The 18,962-nt window shown below is 67.7% G+C and carries 19 protein-coding genes; 12 read left to right on the forward strand and 7 right to left on the reverse strand.

The genetic code is table 11. The annotated features are described in order from the left end of the window. The first annotated feature begins 19 nt into the window (after window positions 1-19). Entirely contained in the window at window positions 20-610 is a 591-nt protein-coding gene (locus WIX39_RS19095) for a TIGR00730 family Rossman fold protein (protein ID WP_106934317.1), read from the forward strand. 48 nt (window positions 611-658) lie between these two features. Here the strand turns inward: WIX39_RS19095 and WIX39_RS19100 are convergent, their stop codons facing one another. After that, window positions 659-997, reverse strand: a complete 339-nt coding sequence (locus WIX39_RS19100; RefSeq protein WP_106934316.1) for a P-II family nitrogen regulator — start codon at window positions 995-997, stop codon at window positions 659-661. Then, window positions 994-2,691 (reverse strand): NAD+ synthase, encoded by a 1,698-nt coding sequence (locus WIX39_RS19105; RefSeq protein WP_409195631.1) that lies wholly within the window; start codon window positions 2,689-2,691, stop codon window positions 994-996. The genes WIX39_RS19100 and WIX39_RS19105 overlap by 4 nt, the downstream gene beginning before the upstream one ends. Before the next feature lie 20 nt (window positions 2,692-2,711). Here WIX39_RS19105 and WIX39_RS19110 point away from each other — a divergent pair, with 20 nt between their 5' ends. Together WIX39_RS19110 and WIX39_RS19115 are read left to right on the forward strand one after the other, a co-directional pair. Beyond that, window positions 2,712-3,866 (forward strand): GNAT family N-acetyltransferase, encoded by a 1,155-nt coding sequence (locus WIX39_RS19110; protein WP_409195632.1) that lies wholly within the window; start codon window positions 2,712-2,714, stop codon window positions 3,864-3,866. A gap of 77 nt (window positions 3,867-3,943) precedes the next feature. Then, the gene (locus WIX39_RS19115) at window positions 3,944-4,696 is read left to right on the forward strand and encodes a hypothetical protein (RefSeq protein WP_205367087.1); all 753 of its coding nucleotides are present in this window, start codon (window positions 3,944-3,946) and stop codon (window positions 4,694-4,696) included. 55 nt (window positions 4,697-4,751) lie between these two features. On the opposite strand, the gene ppa is transcribed toward WIX39_RS19115, so the two are convergent. After that, window positions 4,752-5,279, reverse strand: a complete 528-nt coding sequence (gene ppa, locus WIX39_RS19120; RefSeq protein WP_081266300.1) for an inorganic diphosphatase — start codon at window positions 5,277-5,279, stop codon at window positions 4,752-4,754. A gap of 254 nt (window positions 5,280-5,533) precedes the next feature. On the opposite strand from ppa, the gene WIX39_RS19125 reads away from it, so the two are divergent. From WIX39_RS19125 to WIX39_RS19160, 8 genes are read left to right on the forward strand one after another with little or no spacing between them, the layout of a single operon-like run. After that, window positions 5,534-8,047 carry a sodium-translocating pyrophosphatase gene (locus tag WIX39_RS19125; protein ID WP_409195633.1) on the forward strand — a complete coding sequence of 838 codons (2,514 nt, stop codon included), beginning with the start codon at window positions 5,534-5,536 and terminating at the stop codon, window positions 8,045-8,047. A gap of 1 nt (window position 8,048) precedes the next feature. Further along, on the forward strand, window positions 8,049-8,417 hold the full coding sequence (locus WIX39_RS19130; protein ID WP_081266298.1) for a nuclear transport factor 2 family protein: 369 nt from the start codon (window positions 8,049-8,051) through the stop codon (window positions 8,415-8,417). Window positions 8,418-8,466: 49 nt separating this feature from the next. After that, window positions 8,467-10,368: a YhgE/Pip family protein gene (locus WIX39_RS19135; RefSeq protein WP_409195634.1), complete on the forward strand. Its 1,902-nt coding sequence runs from the start codon at window positions 8,467-8,469 to the stop codon at window positions 10,366-10,368. A 38-nt stretch (window positions 10,369-10,406) separates the two neighbouring features. After that, the gene (locus WIX39_RS19140) at window positions 10,407-11,144 is read left to right on the forward strand and encodes a MerR family transcriptional regulator (protein ID WP_409195635.1); all 738 of its coding nucleotides are present in this window, start codon (window positions 10,407-10,409) and stop codon (window positions 11,142-11,144) included. Between the two features lie 3 nt (window positions 11,145-11,147). Continuing rightward, window positions 11,148-12,587, forward strand: coding sequence for a TolC family protein (locus WIX39_RS19145; protein ID WP_106934310.1), 1,440 nt, complete (start codon window positions 11,148-11,150; stop codon window positions 12,585-12,587). Then, complete coding sequence (locus tag WIX39_RS19150) at window positions 12,587-13,573, forward strand: HlyD family secretion protein (protein WP_409195636.1); 987 nt, start codon at window positions 12,587-12,589, stop codon at window positions 13,571-13,573. Before WIX39_RS19145 ends, WIX39_RS19150 begins: the two co-directional genes overlap by 1 nt. A gap of 7 nt (window positions 13,574-13,580) precedes the next feature. After that, window positions 13,581-14,765 (forward strand): ABC transporter permease, encoded by a 1,185-nt coding sequence (locus WIX39_RS19155; protein ID WP_409195637.1) that lies wholly within the window; start codon window positions 13,581-13,583, stop codon window positions 14,763-14,765. Further along, entirely contained in the window at window positions 14,765-15,919 is a 1,155-nt protein-coding gene (locus WIX39_RS19160) for an ABC transporter permease (RefSeq protein WP_409195638.1), read from the forward strand. Before WIX39_RS19155 ends, WIX39_RS19160 begins: the two co-directional genes overlap by 1 nt. Here the strand turns inward: WIX39_RS19160 and WIX39_RS19165 are convergent. Further along, window positions 15,916-16,545, reverse strand: coding sequence for a TetR/AcrR family transcriptional regulator (locus tag WIX39_RS19165; RefSeq protein ID WP_081266292.1), 630 nt, complete (start codon window positions 16,543-16,545; stop codon window positions 15,916-15,918). The two genes, WIX39_RS19160 and WIX39_RS19165, sit on opposite strands and share 4 nt — an antisense overlap. A 129-nt stretch (window positions 16,546-16,674) precedes the next feature. Between WIX39_RS19165 and WIX39_RS19170 the strand changes: the two genes are divergently transcribed. Continuing rightward, window positions 16,675-17,523: a metal-dependent hydrolase gene (locus WIX39_RS19170; protein ID WP_106934306.1), complete on the forward strand. Its 849-nt coding sequence runs from the start codon at window positions 16,675-16,677 to the stop codon at window positions 17,521-17,523. Window positions 17,524-17,542: 19 nt separating this feature from the next. Here the strand turns inward: WIX39_RS19170 and WIX39_RS19175 are convergent, their stop codons facing one another. The 3 genes from WIX39_RS19175 to WIX39_RS19185 form a co-directional block, all read right to left on the reverse strand. Further along, a complete protein-coding gene (locus WIX39_RS19175; protein ID WP_081266290.1) occupies window positions 17,543-18,130 on the reverse strand; it encodes a hypothetical protein in 588 nt (195 codons plus the stop codon). A 235-nt stretch (window positions 18,131-18,365) separates the two neighbouring features. Then, window positions 18,366-18,596: a hypothetical protein gene (locus WIX39_RS19180; protein WP_081266289.1), complete on the reverse strand. Its 231-nt coding sequence runs from the start codon at window positions 18,594-18,596 to the stop codon at window positions 18,366-18,368. After that, on the reverse strand, window positions 18,583-18,954 hold the full coding sequence (locus tag WIX39_RS19185; RefSeq protein ID WP_081266288.1) for a hypothetical protein: 372 nt from the start codon (window positions 18,952-18,954) through the stop codon (window positions 18,583-18,585). Before WIX39_RS19185 ends, WIX39_RS19180 begins: the two co-directional genes overlap by 14 nt. Window positions 18,955-18,962: the final 8 nt, after the last annotated feature.

An 18,962-nucleotide genomic window follows, 5' to 3' on the forward strand; every position in this document is an offset into this window, starting at 1 on the left:
GCTGCGGCATGATGGCAGGATGAATCCTGAATTTTCGATCTGTGTGTATTGCGGCTCGCGCCCCGGCGAGCGCCCCGAGTTTTCCCAGGCCGCGCAAGCGGTCGGCCAGTGGATCGGCAAGCACGGCGGCCAATTGGTCTACGGCGGTGGCCGCACGGGCCTGATGGGCACGGTGGCCGAGGCCACCCGCCTCGCCGGCGGCCGCGTGGTCGGCGTCATTCCCAAGGCGCTGGTCGACAAGGAACTGGCCAATTCGCTGTGCGACGAACTCCATGTGGTCGACACCATGCACGAACGCAAGGCCATGATGGGCGAACGCGCTGACGCCTTCGTCGCCCTACCGGGCGGCATCGGCACCTTCGAGGAACTCTTCGAGATCTGGACCTGGCGCCAACTCGGCTATCACGACAAGCCGACCGGCATCCTCAACACAGCCGGCTACTACGACGGCCTGCTGGGCTTCCTGGCCCACAGCGTGCGCGAAGGCTTCATGGGCGAGTGGCAGATGGAACTGATCCGCACCGGCACCGAGGTGACCGAGCTTCTGGCCGCATTGCGCGCCGAAGTGCCGCTCCATCCGCGGGAAGACAGGCTGTCGGAAAACCTCTGACGCCCGCCCACCCTGAAAAAGCCTCCGTTACCGGAGGCTTTTTTTGCTTCAGACCGCGTTTTCGTTCTCTTCGCCCGTACGGATGCGCACGATGCGTTCGACCTCGGTCACGAAGATCTTGCCGTCGCCGATCTTCCCGGTGCGCGCGGAATTGACGATGGCCTCGATGCAGCGCTCCACGTCGGCCTCGTTGACGACCACTTCGACCTTCATCTTGGGCAGGAAGTCGACCACGTACTCGGCGCCGCGGTACAGCTCGGTGTGCCCCTTCTGTCGGCCGAAGCCCTTGACCTCGGTGACTGTCAGGCCGGTAACGCCCACTTCGGCCAAGGCCTCGCGCACGTCCTCGAGCTTGAAGGGTTTGACGATGGCGGTGATCTGCTTCATGGTTTTCTTGCTCCGGCGGTTTCGTTGAATTTGCTGGTGATAGGGTAACGCCAATCCTTGCCGAAGCTTCGATGGGTGACCCGAATGCCTACGGGCGCCTGGCGCCGCTTGTATTCGTTGATCCTGATGAGCCGCGCAACCCGCTCGACCACCGCGCGCTCGTAGCCGGCAGCGATGATCTCGTCGATGCCTTCGTCGTCCTGCATGTAGCGTGCCAGGATGCCGTCGAGGATGTCGTAGGGCGGGAGGCTGTCCTGATCGGTCTGGTCGGGCCGCAGTTCGGCGCTGGGGGGGCGCGTGATGATCCGCTCGGGAATGGGCTCGGCGCCGGTGCCGTAGGGGTCGTGGGCATTGCGCCATCGCGCCAGCGCGAACACCGTGGTCTTCAGCAGGTCCTTGATGACCGCGAAACCGCCCGCCATGTCGCCATAGAGCGTGCAATAGCCGGTGGCCATTTCGCTCTTGTTCCCGGTGGTCAGCACGATGGAGCCGAACTTGTTCGACAGCCCCATCAGCAGCGTGCCGCGGATGCGGGCCTGGATGTTCTCTTCGGCCGTGTTCTCGGGCATGCCCCTGAACTCTTCGGCCAGCGCGTCCTTGAAGGACTCGAAGGTGTGCCTGATCGAGATTTCGTCGTAGCGCACGCCCAGCCGGCCCGCCATGTCGCGCGCGTCGATCCAGCTGATGTCGGCGGTGTAAGGCGAAGGCATCATGACCGCGCGCACCTTGTCCTTGCCCAATGCGTCGACCGCGATGGCGAGCACCAGGGCGGAGTCGATGCCGCCCGAAAGCCCCAGGATGGCACCCGGAAAACCGTTCTTGCCGACGTAGTCGCGCACGCCAAGCACCAGCGCGTCCCAGAGTTGCGCCTCGGCGTCGCGCGGCGCGGCAATGGCTCCCGCCTCGGCAACGAAGCCCACGCCACCCTGCGGCGTACGTTCGAGCTGGGCAAACACCAGCTTTTCGCGAAAGCTCTCGGCCTGCATAGCTGCGGTACCGTCGGCCTGCAGAGCGAAAGAGGCGCCGTCGAACACCACTTCGTCCTGCCCGCCCACCAGGTGCGCATACACCAGCGGCAGCCCCACGGCACGCGCCCGGTCGGCCATGCGTGCCACGCGCTCGCCTTCCTTGCCCACGTGGTACGGCGAGGCGTTGATCACGGCGAGCACCTCGGCGCCGCTTTCGCGAGCGAGTTCGGCCGGCTGGTCGAACCAGGCGTCCTCGCAGATCAGCAGGCCGACCGAGACGCCGCCCGCCTCGAACACGCAGGTATCTTGCCCCGGCGTGAAGTAGCGGCGCTCGTCGAACACCTGGTAATTGGGCAGCTCGCGCTTGGCGTATGTCTCGAGGACGCGGCCTTCCTTGATGACGCTGGCCGCGTTGTGCCGAAGCTGTACCGCCACCGAGCGGCTGCGCAGGCTGCCGCCGGTCGGATGCCCCACCACCACGACCATGTCTTTGAGGTCGGCCAGAGCGGCGGCAATGCCTTTCACGGCATCATCGCAAGCTAGAGTGAAGGCGGGCCGCAGGAACAGGTCTTCTGCCGCATAACCGGCAATGGAAAGTTCCGGCGTCAGCAGCAGGCGCGCGCCTTGCGAATAGGCCTCGCGCGCGGCATCGACGATCTTCTTCGCGTTGCCGGCGAGGTCGCCCACCACAAAATTGAGTTGCGCGATGGCGAGCTTGAGCGTCATTGCAGAAGGAAGAAAAAGGCTTGAACGATTATGTCATTCGGGTTCTGTCGTCGCCGTCGGACGTGAGCCCGCAGGCATGGAACGCATTGCTCGCCACCCAGGCCGAGCCTTCGCCTTTCATGCGCCACGAATACCTCTCGGCGCTGCATGAAAGCGGCAGCGCCACGCCCGCGAGCGGCTGGATGCCGCAGTTCGTCACGCTGTGGCACGGCGAGCAGTTGCATGCAGCGTGCCCGCTCTACATCAAGGACCATTCGTACGGCGAATACGTGTTCGACTGGGCCTGGGCCAACGCCTACGAGCAGCACGGGCTGGCGTACTACCCCAAGGCCGTGGTCGCGGTGCCCTTCACGCCCGTACCCGGCACCCGCTTGCTGGCCCGGGACGCGCAAAGCCGCACCTTGCTGGTGCAGGGCCTGGTGGCCCTGTGCAAGCAGGAAGAGCTGTCCTCGCTGCACCTGCTGTTCGGCGCCGACGAAGACATCGCCGCATGCACCGAGAGCGGCTTGATGCTGCGCAACACGGTGCAGTTCCACTGGACCAACGCGCAGTACGCTGACTTCGACAGCTTCCTTTCCAGCCTCTCCCACGACAAGCGCAAGAAGATCCGCCAGGAGCGCCGCAAGGTGGCCGACGCGGGCGTGAGCTTTCGCTGGTCGCGCGGCGCAGACATCTCGAAGGCCGACTGGGACTTTTTCTACCGCTGCTACGAGCGCACCTACCGCGAGCACGGCAACCCGCCCTACCTCACGCGCGATTTCTTCCGCCGCATGGCCGGCACGATGCCCGAAGCGTGGCTGCTGTTCATCGCCGAGCGCAACGGCAAGCCCATGGCGTCGAGCCTGATCGCCCTCTCGACCCAGCCCGACGAGCCGCTGGTCGCCTATGGCCGCTACTGGGGGGCGCTGGAGCGCGTCGACTGCCTGCACTTCGAGGCCTGCTACTACCAGCCGCTGGCCTGGTGCATCGAGCACGGCGCCAAACGCTTCGAGGGCGGCGCACAGGGCGAGCACAAGATGGCCCGCGCGCTGATGCCGGTCAAGACGACCAGCGCCCACTGGCTGGCGCATCCGTCGTTTGCCGACGCGGTCGAGCGTTTCCTCGAACGCGAGGGCGCGGGCATCGAGAACTACATGGACCACCTGGGCGAGCGCAGTCCCTTCAAGGCTGCCTGACCGCGGTCTGCTTTTCGTGCCATGTCGGCCTGCTATAAAAACGCCCGAATCCACAACAACACCAAGGGAAACGCACCATGCCATTCGTCGGACTGGGGCTGCACGTTCTTGTCGCGCTGTTCTTTGCCGTGCATGCCATGCGCCACGGCAAGCAGATGTACTGGCTGATCATCCTGTTCAGCTTTCCGCTGCTCGGCAGCCTCGTCTACTTCGTGGTCGAGTACCTGCCGGCCTCGCGCATGCAGCGCACCGCCGGCAAGGTGGCCAGCGCGGCCATCGGGTTCATCGATCCCGAACGCGAATACCGCGCCGCTGCCGATGCCTACGACCTCGCGCCCACCGCCCAGAACAAGCTGCGCCTGGCCAAGGCTTCGCTGGACCGGGGCCAGCCCGCCGAAGCCGTGGGCCACTACCGCGATGCGCTCAAAGGCCCTCTGGCATCCGACCCCGAGCTTCAGTTCGGCCTTGCCAGCGCGTTGCTCGCCGCTGGCGGTCCGGCCTCCGGGCAGGAAGCCCTGCAGGCGATCCAGGCCCTGCGCGCCACGCGCGACGATTACCGGCGCGACGAAGTCGCCCTGCTCAACGCCCGCGCACTGGCCGCCAACGGGCGTCAGCAAGAGGCACGCGAAGCCTTCGAAAGCGCCCTGAGCCAATACAACACGGTCGAGACCCGTGCCCGCTATATCGCGTGGCTGTCACAGCAAGGTGATGCCGGCGGCGCGCAACGCCACTGGGAAGAGCTCCAGCAGGCGGCACGCCACTGGAACTCGCACGCGCGGTCGGTCAATCGCGAGTGGATGCGGCTGGCCTCGGACGCGGTCCGGGCCTGAAGCCGCCGAGCCGGGGGCATTGCGCCCCCGAAGAGCTGCCTTGCGGCAGCAGAACTTACTTCTTGTAGTTGGCGATGCCGTCCAGGATTTCCTTCTTGGCGGAGTCGATGCCTTCCCAGCCCAGCACCTTGACCCACTTGCCGGCTTCCAGGTCCTTGTAGTGCTCGAAGAAGTGGCTGATGGCCTTCAGGCGCATCGGGTTCACGTCGTCGACCGACTTCCAGTGGCTGTAGATCGGCAGCACCTTGTCGGTGGGCACGGCCAGCACCTTGCCGTCGACGCCGGCTTCGTCTTCCATCATCAGGATGCCCAGCGGGCGGCACGGCACGACCACGCCCGGCAGCAGCGGGTACGGCGCGATCACCAGCACGTCGACCGGGTCGCCGTCGCCCGACAGGGTCTGCGGCACGTAGCCGTAGTTGGCGGGGTAGTACATGGCCGTCGTCATGAAGCGGTCGACGAAGATCGCGCCCGATTCCTTGTCGACTTCGTACTTGATCGGGTCGGCGTTCATCGGGATTTCGATCACGACGTTGAAGGCATCGGGGACGTTTTTGCCGGGGGAAACTTTGTCGAAGGACATGACGTTTTTCGAGTAGTTGAAAAGTATGAGACGGATGGGGACAAACCCGGAGTTTACTTTCCGTGTCACCGGCCGGTCGCACGCGCATCTGTTTTTGCCTGTAAATTGCAACCGTTGGCCAATCGGCTCCGCACCCCGGTGCAGCGAGCTTCGAGGAAGCAACGCGACGGATAGCATGGCCCCGTACGCGTTGCACGCAAGGGCCCATGCTGCCCGTCTCCACTAGTCGCAACGAACGAATGGAGAAGCAAGGCATGATCGGCAACACCCCCCTGATACTGGCAGTCGTCTGCGGCCTCGTGGCCGTGGCATATGGCTTCTGGGCCCGAAGTTGGATTCTCGCCAAGGACCCCGGCAACGCGCGCATGCAGGAAATCGCGGCGGCCATCCAGACCGGCGCCTCCGCCTACCTGGCCAAGCAGTACACGACCATCGCGGTGGTCGGCGTGGTGCTCGCCGTGTTGATCGCCCTCTTCCTCGACCTGACCACCGCGGTCGGCTTCATCGTGGGCGCGGTGCTTTCGGGCGCTTGCGGCTTCATCGGCATGAACGTGTCGGTGCGCGCCAACGTGCGAACCGCGCAGGCGGCCACGCACGGCATCGGCCCGGCGCTCGACGTGGCGTTCCGCGGCGGCGCCATCACCGGCATGCTGGTGGTGGGGCTGGGCCTGCTGGGCGTGTCGGGCTTCTACTGGTTCCTGGCGAGCGGCACGCCGGCTGCGGGCCAGAGCCTCTCGGCCATCCTCAACCCGCTGATCGGCTTCGCCTTCGGCTCGTCGCTGATCTCGATATTCGCGCGGCTGGGCGGCGGCATCTTCACCAAGGGCGCCGACGTCGGCGCCGACCTGGTGGGCAAGGTCGAGGCCGGCATTCCCGAGGACGACCCGCGCAACCCGGCCGTCATCGCCGACAACGTGGGCGACAACGTCGGCGACTGCGCCGGCATGGCGGCCGACCTGTTCGAGACCTACGCGGTGACGCTGATCGCCACCATGGTGCTCGGCGCGCTGATGGTCACGGCCGCGCCGACCAATGCGGTGCTCTATCCGCTGGCGCTGGGCGGCGTGTCGATCATCGCGTCGATCATCGGCTGCTTCTTCGTCAAGGCCTCGCCGGGCATGACCAACGTGATGCCGGCGCTCTACAAGGGCCTGGCCGTGGCCGGCGTTCTCTCGCTGATCGCGTTCTGGTTCGTCACGAGCTGGCTGATTCCCGACAACGCCATCGCCCCGAGCGGCAGCCAGCTGAAGCTGTTCGGCGCCTGCTTCGTGGGACTGGCGCTCACGGCAGCGCTGGTGTGGATCACCGAGTACTACACCGGCACGCAGTACAAGCCCGTGCAGCACATCGCGCAGGCCTCGACCACCGGCCACGGCACCAACATCATCGCGGGCCTGGGCGTGTCGATGCGCTCCACCGCATGGCCGGTGATCTTCGTGTGCATCGCGATCCTGGCCTCCTACTCGCTGGCGGGCCTGTTCGGCATCGCGGTGGCTGCCACGTCGATGCTGAGCATGGCCGGCATCGTGGTCGCGCTCGACGCCTACGGCCCCATCACCGACAACGCCGGCGGCATCGCCGAGATGAGCGAACTGCCCGACAGCGTGCGCGCCGTGACCGACCCGCTCGACGCCGTGGGCAACACCACCAAGGCCGTGACCAAGGGCTACGCCATCGGCTCGGCCGGGCTCGCGTCGCTGGTGCTGTTTGCCGACTACACCCACAAGCTGGAGAGCTTCGGGCAGGCCATCAGCTTCAACCTGAGCGACCCGATGGTGATCGTCGGCCTGTTCATCGGCGGGCTGATCCCGTACCTGTTCGGCGCGATGGCCATGGAAGCCGTCGGCCGCGCGGCCGGGGCGGTGGTCGAGGAAGTGCGCCGCCAGTTCCGCGACATCCCCGGCATCATGGAAGGCACCGGCAAGCCCGAGTACGGCAAGGCGGTGGGCATGCTGACCGGCGCGGCCATCAAGGAAATGATGATCCCGTCGCTGCTGCCGGTGGTGGTGCCGATCGTGGTCGGCCTGCTGCTCGGGCCGAAGGCGCTGGGCGGGCTGCTGATGGGCACCATCGTCACCGGCCTGTTCGTCGCCATCTCGATGTGCACCGGCGGCGGCGCATGGGACAACGCCAAGAAGTACATCGAGGACGGCCACCACGGCGGCAAGGGCTCCGAGGCGCACAAGGCGGCCGTCACCGGCGACACCGTGGGCGACCCCTACAAGGACACCGCCGGCCCGGCCGTGAACCCGCTGATCAAGATCATCAACATCGTGGCGCTGCTCATCGTGCCGCTGGTGGTGAAGTTCCACGCCGGCGATGCCGCGGCCGCCGTGCCGACGAAGATCGAGACGCCGCCCGCAGCGACGGCCCCGGCAGCCATGGCGCCGTCGACGCCCGGCGCGGTGGTGGCTGCAGGCGCCGTGTCGGCCGTGGAAACCGCCGCGGTGAAGGTGGAGAACGGCGTCGTCAAGTTCTACTTCGCGACCGCCAGCGCCGAAGTGGCGCCCAACGCCAGGGAAGCCCTGGCCGACGTCATCAAGGCGGTGCAGAGCGGCAGCACCGTGCTGGTGAGCGGCTACCACGACGCCAGCGGCGACCCGGCCAGGAATGCCGAGTTGGCCAAGCAGCGCGCCATGGCCGTGAGCGACGCGCTCAAGGCGGCCGGCGCGCCCGAAGACAAGATCGAGCTCGCCAAGCCCGAGCAATCGCAGGCCGACGGGCCGCCTTCGGAGGCCCGCCGCGTGGAAGTCAAAGTAAAGTCTTGAGATGCCCACACCCGCCCGACTCGAATCGTTCATTGCCGCTGTAGAAGGCGGCGCGCATGCCAAGGCCATCGAGGACTACTACACCGAAGATGCGACCATGCGCGAGAACCAGGCCGAGCCGCGGCGGGGCCGCAGCACGCTGGTGGCGCAGGAAAGCGCCGTGCTGGCGCGCACCGAGTCGGTGGTGTCCACCTGCGTGCGGCCGGTGCTGGTGAATGGCGATCACGTCGCCATTCACTGGATCTTCGAGTTCAGCTTCAAGGGCGGCGGCAAGATGCGCATGGAAGAAATCGCATGGCAGCGCTGGGAGGGCGAGCGCATCGCCGAAGAGCAGTTCTTCTACGACCCGGCACAGAAGAAGCCGGCCTGAAACCTCCCGCACGCCGCCCCGTCCATGGCGCTGAAGACTCCGTAGCTCCATGAATTACCTCCGCGCCCTCGTCGCAGGCACCCTGGCCATTGCCAGTGCGGAGCTTGCGGTCGTGCGGCGCTTTCCGCGCATCCTGCTGGCCATCGTCGCGGTCGGCATGGTGCCGGCGATCTATGCGCTGATCTACCTGACGAGCGTGTGGGACCCGGCCGGCCACACGGCCGACCTGCCCGCCGCCATCGTGAACAAGGACCGGGGCGTGACCTACATGGCGCATTCGGTCAACGTCGGCGAGCAGCTCACGAGCACCCTGCTGGCCAAGCGCGCCTTCGGCTTTCGCGTGATGACCGACGAAGAAGAGGCGCGCGCCGAAGTGCGGCGCGGCACGCTCGCCTTCGCCCTGCTGATTCCGCCGGACTTCAGCGCCGATGCGGTGCCCGGCGCGCAGCGCGGCGCGGGGCGGCTGGTGGTCTACACCTCCGAGGGCAACAACTACAGCTCCGCCGGCCTCGCCCGCCGCTTCGCGGGCGAACTGGGGCACCAGGTCAACGAGATGCTCAACGAGCAGCGCTGGACGCTCGTGCTCAACGCGGCGGCCGGCTCACAGCAGCGGCTGGAGCAGCTCAAGCAGGCATTGCTGACCCTGCGCGACGGCTCGCAGACACTCGCCGCTGGCGCCGCCCAATACAGCACCGCCGCGCGGGAGGTGGGCAACGGGTTCAAGCAGGTCAACGGCGGCATCCGCCTCATCCAGTCGAAGCTGCCGGCCGACGCGGACCTGCGCGCGCTCAAGAGCGGTGCGCAACAGCTCGCGGCGGGCCAGCACGAACTCGGCTCGGGCCTGGTGCAGATCGGCGACGGCCTCGACCAGCTCCACGGCGGCGCCGGCCAACTGGGCGACGGCGCACGCCGGCTGCAGCGGGAGTCGGCCGACATTCCCTTCGTGGGCGAACGCATCGCCAAAGGCGCCGGCGAGCTCGCGGGGGGCGCGGACAAGCTGCGCGGCGGGCTCGAGCAGGCACAGGCCGCCATGAGCAAGGCACAGGACGGCAGCCAGAAGCTCGACGCCGGTGCCACGGCGCTCGAAGGCGGCGTCGGCAAGCTCACCGACGGCATGGGCGCGCTGTCCGCCGGCATCCGTACCATGGCCGGCAAGCTGCCCGAAGACCGCAAGCTCGATGAGTTCGTGCAGGGCGGCACGCAGCTCGCACAGGGCGCACAGAGGCTGCTGACCGGCGTGCGCACCATCGAAGCCGCCCTGCCCGCTTCGATCACCCGCATCCAGGGCAGCGCCTCGGGCCTGGCCGACTCTGTGGAGCCCAGGGTGGAGGTGGTGGCGCCGGTGGCCAACAACGGCAGCGCCTTCGTGCCGAACATGGTGTCGGTCGCGATGTGGATCGGCGCGGTGATGGCCGGCTACCTGTTCAACATCCGCATCGTGCTGTCGGACCACACGCACTACCCCAAGCTCGCCAAGACGCTGGGCAAGATCACCATGCCCGCGCTGATCGTGCTGCTGCAGGCGGCGCTGGTGCTGGCCACGCTGCTGGGCGTGCTGCAGGTGCAGGCGCCGCACGTGGCGGCGCTGGCGCTCACGATGGCGCTGGCCTCGCTGGTGTTCCTGGTGGTGCTGTTCGCCATCCTGCATGTGTTCGGCGACTTCGGCCGCATCCTGACCGTGCTGCTGCTCACGCTGCAGCTTTCAGCCGGCGGCGGCGTGCTGCCGGTGGAACTGTCGGCCGGCTTCTTCCGCACGGTGCACAGCTGGCTGCCGTTCAGCTGGGTGGTGCAGGCCTTCCGGGCGGTGATGTTCGGCGCCTTCGACAACGGATGGGTGCATGCCTGCGGCGTGGTGCTGCTGTCGGGCGCGGTGGCGGTCGGGCTGATGGCCATCTTTGGCAGGTGGAAAGACGTGCTGCTGGCCGACTACAAGCCCACGATCCAGGTCTGATGAATACAACACTTCCGATGTAACATACAATCTGTCGGATGAACACGCCCGCCGTGCCCGCCGCCGATGACACCCCTGCCGCCGAGGATCTTTCCATCGAGGCACTGGCAACGCGTACCGGCGTCACGGTGCGCAACATCCGCGCCTACACCACAGCCGGGCTGTTGCCGCCGCCCCGTCTGCGCGGCCGCCTCGGGCTCTATGGCGAAGACCATGCGCAGCGCCTCGCGCTGATCCGCGAGCTGCGCGACCAGGGCTTCGGCATCGAGGCGATCCGCCGCATCTTCGGGCGTGCACCGGCTTCCGTGTGGGGTGACCTCGTATCGGTCGCACGCTCGATGTCGGGCAGCCTGTTCGCTTCGGAAACGCCCGTGGTCGTGTCCGCCAGGAGCCTCGCTGCCAAGTGGAACGGCCAGATGACGCCCGCCCTGCTCGCCCGCGCCAGCAAGGCCGGGCTCATGCGCGAGTTGCCCGACGGGCAGGTGCAAATGCTCAGCCCCGCACTCGGGCAGGTGGCCGAGCAGCTCGCCGCCCTCGGCCTGCCGCTGGAGCAGGTCATCGGCATGCAGGAAACCATGGCGCGCACCCTGCGCACCGTGGCAAGGCACTGGCTGCGCACCCTGGCCGACAGCCTGCTGACGGGCGACGCCATCGACGCGGAACGCACGGCCCAGCTGCTGGAGAAGGCGCGGCCGCTCGCCACCGGCGCGGTGCAAGCCGCGTTCCCCGTGATCCTGCAGCAGGAACTCGACGCCCTGCTGCACAAGACCGCCTGACCGATGACAAGCTCCCGCCCCCTTCATCCCTCCCTGTTGCTGTTGCCGGCGCTGCTGATGCTGGGCGGCCCGGCGTTCGCGCAAGCCCAGGCGCAGCCCCGCGGCGACAGCGCCCTGGCCCTGAGCTTCGACGCCGCCCGCGCCCGCATGGTCGACCGCTCCGACAAGCTGGCCGCCGCCCGCGCGGCCGTCGACGCCAAGGAACTGCAGAGCCAGGGCCTCAAGGGGCTGGGCGGCCCGACGGTCGCCGTCTCGGGGCTGGCCTATGCCTACAACGCCAACCTGAACCTCGACCTCGATCCGCTCAACCAGAAGCTCGGGCAGATCGGCTCGGCGCTGCCGTCGTCGATCCAGAGCCTTGTCTCGCGCGTGCCGATTCCGCAGCTGCCCAACAGCTACACGCTGAACCGGCACGACAGCGGCGCCAACGCTTCGATCTCCGCCGTGTGGCCGATCTACCTGGGCGGCGCGACCGATGCGGTGCGCGGCTTCGTGTCGGCGCAGACGCGGGAGGCCGAAGCCGATGCCGAGCAGGCCGGCCACGAGGTCGACACGCTGCTGGTGCAGCGCTACTTCGGCGCCCAGCTGGCGCAGCGCGCGGCCGTGCTGCGCGCGCAGGCCGAGCGCACCATCGCGCAGCACGATTCGGCGGCGCAGAAGATGCTCGCGGCCGGCGTGATCTCGCGCGTGGAGCGGCTGCAGGCCAGCGCCGCCTATGAAGAAGCGCGGCGCAACGCCCGCAAGGCGGAGAACGACGCCGCGCTGGCCGGCGTGGCGCTCGCGCGCACGCTGCGCGCCGACGGCACGGTGGTGCCGCAGACGCCGCTGTTCCTCATCAGCACGCCTGTCGAGCCGCTGGGCTACTTCATCGATTCGGCGCTCACGCGCCATCCGGGCCTGGGCAAGGTCGCGGCAAAGAAGTCGCAGGCCGAGCAACTGCACGAGGGCGAGGAAGCGCTGCGCCGCCCGCAGGTCATCGCCTTCGGCACGCGCGAAATCAAGAGCGGCAACGCCGACTGGGTGGCCGGCGTTGGCGTGCGCTGGACGCTGTACGACTCGGTCGACCGCGACGCGCTATCCGCCTCATCGCTCAAGCAGGTCGAGCAGGCCGAGCGCACCGGCGCCCAGGCGCGCAGCGACATCGCGCTGCTGGTCGAGCGCAACTGGCGCGCGCTGGAAAACGCGCGCCGCCAGTATCTGGAAATGAAGGCCTCGGTCGAGCTGGCGCAAGAGGTCGTCAAGCTGCGCACCTCCGGCCTGCGCGAAGGCACGAGCACCACGCTCGACCTGATCGATGCCGAGACCAACCAGGCCAAGGTGCTGACCGAACGCGCGCAAGCCGCCAACGACTACGTGCAGGCGCTCGCGCAACTGCTCGAAAGCGCGGGCCTGTCCGAGAAGTTTTCCGACTACATCGCGCGTGCAGACGTGAAGGTGAATTGATGATGAGTGCCAAGACCCGAAAACTGATCGCGATCCTGGTCGCGCTGCTCGTGCTTTCGCTGCTGGTCTGGGGTTTCTGGCGCGCGTCGCAGCCCGCGCCCGAGGTGTTCCAGGGCCAGATGGAAGCGCGCGAGACCGACGTCGCCGGCAAGGTGACGGCACGCGTGGCCGAAGTGGCAGTGAAGGAAGGCGACCGCATCCAGGCCGGCGCGGTGCTGGTGCGCATGGACAGCCCCGAAGTGCGCGCCAAGCTCGCGCAGGCCACCGCCGCCGAACAGGCCGCGCAGGCCGTGGCAGAGAAGGCGCAGAACGGCGCCCGCCCGCAGGAAGTGGAAATGGCGCGCATGCAATGGCAGCGCGCCGAAACGGCCGCGCAACTGGCGCAGACCTCGTTCCGCCGCGTCGACGGGCTGGCGCGCGAAGGCCTGGTGGCCGACCAGAAGCGCGACGAGGCCGAAGCCAACTGGAAAGCCTCGCGCGACGCTGCCATCGCGGCCAGGGCGCAGTACGACATGGCGCGCACCGGCGCCCGCCCCGAGGACAAGGCCGCCGCCAGCGCACAGGCCCGCCAGGTGGCCGGCGTGGTGGCCGAGGCGGAAGCCGCCAAGGCTGAGACCGAGCTTCGCAGCCCCGTCGGCGGCGAGGTGGCGAAGGTGCTGGCCAAGGTGGGCGAACTGTCGCCGCAGGGTGTGGCGGTCGTCACCGTGGTCGACCTGAGCGACCAATGGGTGGTGCTCAACGTGCGCGAAGACCGGCTCTCCCGTTTCGCGCTCGGCAACGAATTCGACGCACGCCTGCCCGCGCTGCCCGAAGGCAAGCGCACCGCCCGCTTCAAGGTCTACTACAGCGCCGTGCTGCCCGACTTCGCGACCTGGCGCGCCACGCGCGGCGGCGCGGGCTTCGACGTGCGTACCTTCGAGGTCCGCGCGCGCCCGCTCAAGCCCATCGACGGCGCGCGTCCCGGCATGAGCGTGCTGGTCGACTGAGTCCGCGATGAGCCTGCGCGGCTTTTCCGCTGCCAGCGCACGGCGCGAGTTCGCGCTGCTGCGCACCCGCCCCTGGGACCTGGCCATGGTCTCGTGGGTACCGCTGCTCGCGGTGTTCCTGATCTGGTGGATCTTTTCCGCCGGCCTGCCCGAGCGCCTGCCCATCGGCGTGCTCGACCAGGACCACTCGTCGCTCTCGCGCCAGGTGGTGCGCTTTCTGGACGCCACGCCGGGCCTGCGCGTGGTGCAGCAATACAGCGACGAAGGCGAGATGGCGCGCGCCCTGGCCAGCGGTGCCGTCGACGCGGCGGTGCAGCTGCCGCGGGACCTGAGCCGCGACGTGAAGCAGGGCCGCGTCGGCCAGGTCGTGCTGCTGCACAACGCGCAGCTGGGCACGCATTCGAGCCTGATCCAGCGCGACGTGCGCACCACCGTGGCCACGGTGTCGGGCGGGGTCGAGCTCACCGTGCGCAACAAGCGCGGCGAATCGATGAGGGCCGCGCGCGCGAGCATGGAGCCGGTCAAGGCGAGCATGGTCGCGCTGTTCAACACCTCGACCGACTACGAACAGTTCCTCGGCGCGGCGCTGATTCCCGCGCTGCTCCACATCCTCGCGATGACGGCCGGCGCATGGTCCGTGGGCCGCGAGCTGCGAGACCGCAGCATCGGCGAATGGCTCGGCGCCGCGCCGCGCTGGCACGAGGCGCTGGCTGCATTGGCGGGCAAGCTGGCGCTGCCCTTCCTGAGCCTTTGCGCGGTGGCGATCGCGGCCATGCTGTGGATCACGGCGGGACGCGGCTGGCACCCGGTCGGTTCGCTCGGCTGGACGCTGTTCGCGCTGGTGGTGTTCCTGGCGCTGTCGGTGGCGCTCGGCGCCTTCGTGTCGAGCCTCACGCGCTCGCTGCGCACCGCGCTGTCGGCCACGGGCTTCATCACCGCGCCGGCGTTCGCTTTCGGCGGCGTTGGCTTTCCGCTGGTCGCGATGCCGCTGTTCGCGCGCATGTGGGCCAACCTGCTGCCCTACACGCACTACATCCGCGTGCAGATGGAACAGCTGCAGATGGGCGCGCCGGTGCTCTATTCGGTGGCGACGCCGCTTTGGATGGTGCTGGGCACGGCCGTGCTGCTGGCCGCCTCGGCCGCCGCGCTGGTGCGCGCGGCCCGCGCGCCCGGCACCTGGGGAGGCCGCTGATGACGACGGGCGAGCGCACCGGCTTCGGCGCCGCCTGGCGCGACACCGCCCTGGCGGTACTGCGCGACAAGGGCGTGCTGCTGATCATGTTGATCGCGCCGGTCATCTACGGCTTCTTCTATCCGTGGCCCTACGGCACGCAGGCCGTCACGCGCGTGCCGGTGGCGGTGGTCGACCAGGACCACAGCGCGCTGTCGCGCCAGATCGCGCGCTTCGCCATGGCCAATCCGCGGCTGGACGTGCGCATGGTCACCTCCGACGTGCACGAGGCGCAGCAGGCGCTCTGGCGCGGCGAGATCGAGGGCTACGCGCTGCTGCCGGCGGACCTCAAGCGCAACGTGCTGCGCGGCACCCCGGCGGTGGTCACCATCGAAGGCAACGGCGCGTATGCGCTGTTGAACAAGGCGGTGCTGTACGGGTTCTCGGAAGCGGTCGGCACCGTGTCGGCAGGCGTGGAGATACGCAAGCTGCAGGCCGGCGGCCAGAGCGCGGTGCAGGCGGCGCGCAGCCGCAGCCCGCTCAACACGCAGCTGGTGGCGCTGTTCAACCCGACCGAAGGCTACGGCAGCTACGTGGTGCCGGCGGTGGCCCTGCTGATACTGCAGCAGACGTTGCTGATGGGCGCGGCGATGCTGGCCGGCACCTGGGCCGAAGCCGGACGGCTGCGGGCTTCCATGGGCGCGTGGCTGGGCCGGCTGGGGGCGCTTTCGGGCTTCGGCTTCCTAAGCGGGCTGTTCTATTTCGGCTGGGTGTTCTTCCTGCAGGACTACCCGCGCGGCGGCAACCCGCTGGGGGCGATGGTGCTGCTCGCTTTTTATGTGCCTGCCATCTGCACGCTCGGCCTGCTGCTGGGCTGCTGGTTCCGCGACCGCGAGCGGGCCTTGCAGGTGCTGTTGTTCACCGCCTTGCCAATGGCGTTTCTCTCGGGCTTTTCATGGCCGGTGGAGGCCTTGCCGGAGCCGCTGCAGGCGCTGCGCTGGCTGTTCCCGAGCACCGCAGGCATCCAGGGCTCGCTGCGCCTCAACCAGATGGGGGCGCCGCTGCATGACGTGCTGCCCTATCTCGGCGCACTGCTGGCGCTGACGCTGGCCGGCCTGCTCGCGCTGTGGCTGGCGGCCACCCCGCGCGGCAGCACGCAAGCCCGTAGCGCCTAGCGCAGGCTTTCGGCCGCCACGGCCCGCACCAGCCGGGTCGCGGGCGCCACCAATTCGCGCAGATCGCCCGCGCGGTCCTGCTCGATGGCCTGCAGCACCAGTTCGTTGATGCCGCCGACCACGGTCATCGCCATCTCGCTCGTCAGGTGTGCCGAGGGCTCTTCGGCGCCGCCGGCACTGTTGATGGCGACCTGGATGAAGTTGGCGATCTCGTCGTTCACCCGGCGGCGCACCACCAGCCCCGGCATGCCCAGCCCGAGGATCTCCACGAAGAGCGTGCGCAGCAGCACAGGGTCTTGCGCGAGGTAATCGAAATACGCCGTCATGGCCTGCTCGACCTGCGCATGCCAGGGCTGCACCGGGTCGAAGGCTTCGCTCACCGCCTGCAGGGCGAGCCGGCTCGCGGTTTCATACAGCGCGATCAGGCATTCGGTCTTGGTGCTGAAATGTTCGTAGAACGTGCGGCGCGACACGGCCGCCTCGCGCACGATGTCGGCAATGGTCGTCTCGGCATAGCCCTTGGCCGCCACCGCCTGCGCCATGCCCTGGAGAAGCCGGTTGTAATGCTCGCTCGCCGGGCCGTCGGGAGACTTGGGCGTCACGGCCTTTTCAATGGTTTCGCTCATGGATGGAACATTTTCCTACGCCCTGGTACTTGACAGTACCAACAACCGACCGCACCATGGAGGCATGCGGTACGAAGATGTACCAACCTTCCTCCCACGCATTGCGTGCTTTCTTCGAGGCTTGATTTCATGACTGAGCTCGTTGTCCGACGCCTTCTGATCGACCTGCAACCGCCGTTCGCCCGAGACTGGTGTGGCGGCGATGCATTCTCGACCGCTTTCTTCAATGCCCTGTCGATGAGTTTCCCCTTCGGAGAACAATTCTTCATCGACGCCGTGCGCGACGCCGTGGCCACCCTGCCGCCCGAGGTGCAGGAACAGCACCGCGCCGACGTGCGCGGCTTCATCGGCCAGGAAGCGACGCACCGGCGCATTCACTCGCTGTTCAACAGCCATCTCGAGAGCCAGGGCCTGGTCGACGGCTGGACGGCACGCGCCAGCAAGCGCCTGAAACTGATGGAAGACGCCGATCCGCGCCATGCGCTGGCGGTCACGGCTGCCACCGAGCACTTCACCGCCATGTTCGCCGAATGGCTGCTCGCCCACCCCGGCATTCTCGACGGCGCCGAGCCCCGGCTGCGCACCATGTGGCTCTGGCACAGCGCCGAAGAACTGGAGCACAAGAGCGTCGCCTTCGACATCTACAAGGCTGCTGGCGGCTCCGACGAATGGCGCAAGCGCTGGTTCCGCCGCGTGACGATGATGTTCCTGGGCGACCTGATGCGCCAGACCGTCGACAACCTGCGCCACGAGAAGCAGCTGTGGAAATGGTCGACCTGGAAGAGCGCGGCGCGCATTCTGCTGAGCCGCGATGGCCTGCTGCGCGGCAACCTCGCGGGCTGGCGCAGCTACCTGCGCGCGGACTTCCATCCGATGCAGCAGGACAGCACCTTGTCCGAACGCTGGCTGGAGAACAACCGGGCGCAGTACACGCCCGTCGGCGGCCCGGCGCCGGAAGCGGCCGCGGCGCGCTGCTGAGAACTACCGCGTCAGAAGATCAGAAGAAGGTGGCGCGCTGCGTGGTGTTGCCGCCGGACTGCTGGTGTTCGGGGCGCAGCGTGAGGTCGTGCAGCGTGTCGAAGTCCGACGGGGCGTCGGGCACCCGCATCACCACTTCGAGTTCGTGCATCGACGCGACCCAGCGGCCGGCGGGTGACTCGGCAGGCTCGTCGTTGGCGAACACGCCGTCACGGATGTAGAGCGTTTCGCCCTCGGCGCGCTCGGCATGCAGCTCGATCAGTCGTGCAATCGAAAAGTTGTACGTCACGAGCTTCTCGCGCGTCTTGCGGTCCTTGCCACCGCAGTTGAACGAGCCTTCGGCCGCAATGACGATGCAGGAACCGTCCACGCCCCCGTCCGCGTCGATCTCGTTGCCGGAGCGCCAGATGGCATTCGGCAGGCGCACGCGCACCTTGTCGATGACGAGATCCCGCTGCTTGTTGAGGCTGCCGAGAGGCGGCACCAGCGAACGCAGCTGGCGCAGCCGCTCCGCGAAGTTGTCGTCCATGAGGAATTCGACATGGTGCGTGGCGCTACCCGATGAACGCCTGACCACCTGCATGACGACATGACGCGGCTTAGCCATGGCTGAACCCCTTTGCGAGCGTTGAAATCCACGCCCTGCGAAGGACGTCAACGGCTTGGCTGCAATTCATTGAGACGACTGAAATTAGAACTTTTGAATAAATGCAATTACGTGCATTATTTGTTTCCAACTGTATATCCAAATCGAGTCGCCGGGGAAGCCAATCCGTGACCCGGGCGCAAGGAAATGTCGCCAAAACGTCTCGCCACCGTGCTAGCGGCAAGACCGAACGGGCTTATTCCAGGGCTTCGTCGAGCGCCTTGCAGGAAGGCGCGCAAACCGTCTGCGACTTGCCCAGCACCTGGCGGGTGCGCAACTGCGAGCGCACGCGGTGCTTGCCGCACATGAAGCAGGACATGGTCGCCCCGCTGAACGATGCCGAGGCCCGGAACGGCGAGCCCGGCGTCTTCGATTTGTAGCGCAGGCCGTCCGCCACCACCGCCGTCTTTACTTCACCCTTCGCCATGCGTCTTGTCCTTGTTGTTCGGTTGGGCACCGCGCATGGCGCGGGCAATGGCTTCACGGGCACTGACTTCGGCCGAAAGAGAAGCGTCGAGCGCCGACCGGCAAAGGCCGGCGTGCTGATAGTTGAGATTTTCGTACACCTCGGCCGCGGCCGGGTAGGCGTCGAGCAGGCGGCCCAGTTCGGCCCCCTGTTCGACATCCTCGAACTCGTGGACGAGGTGCTCGACCACCGAGCGGTATTGCTCGGCGCCGACGGGCACGGGGCTGTGCTCGAGCTTTTCCAGCAGTTGAGCCAGCACGTGGGTCACTGCCAGATCGGTCTTGGGAGACGGATTACGGGTCGTGTTCATGGTTTGCATCTGGGGGC

This window comes from Variovorax sp. AB1(2024) (assembly GCF_037482385.2).
GTDB lineage: Bacteria > Pseudomonadota > Gammaproteobacteria > Burkholderiales > Burkholderiaceae_C > Variovorax.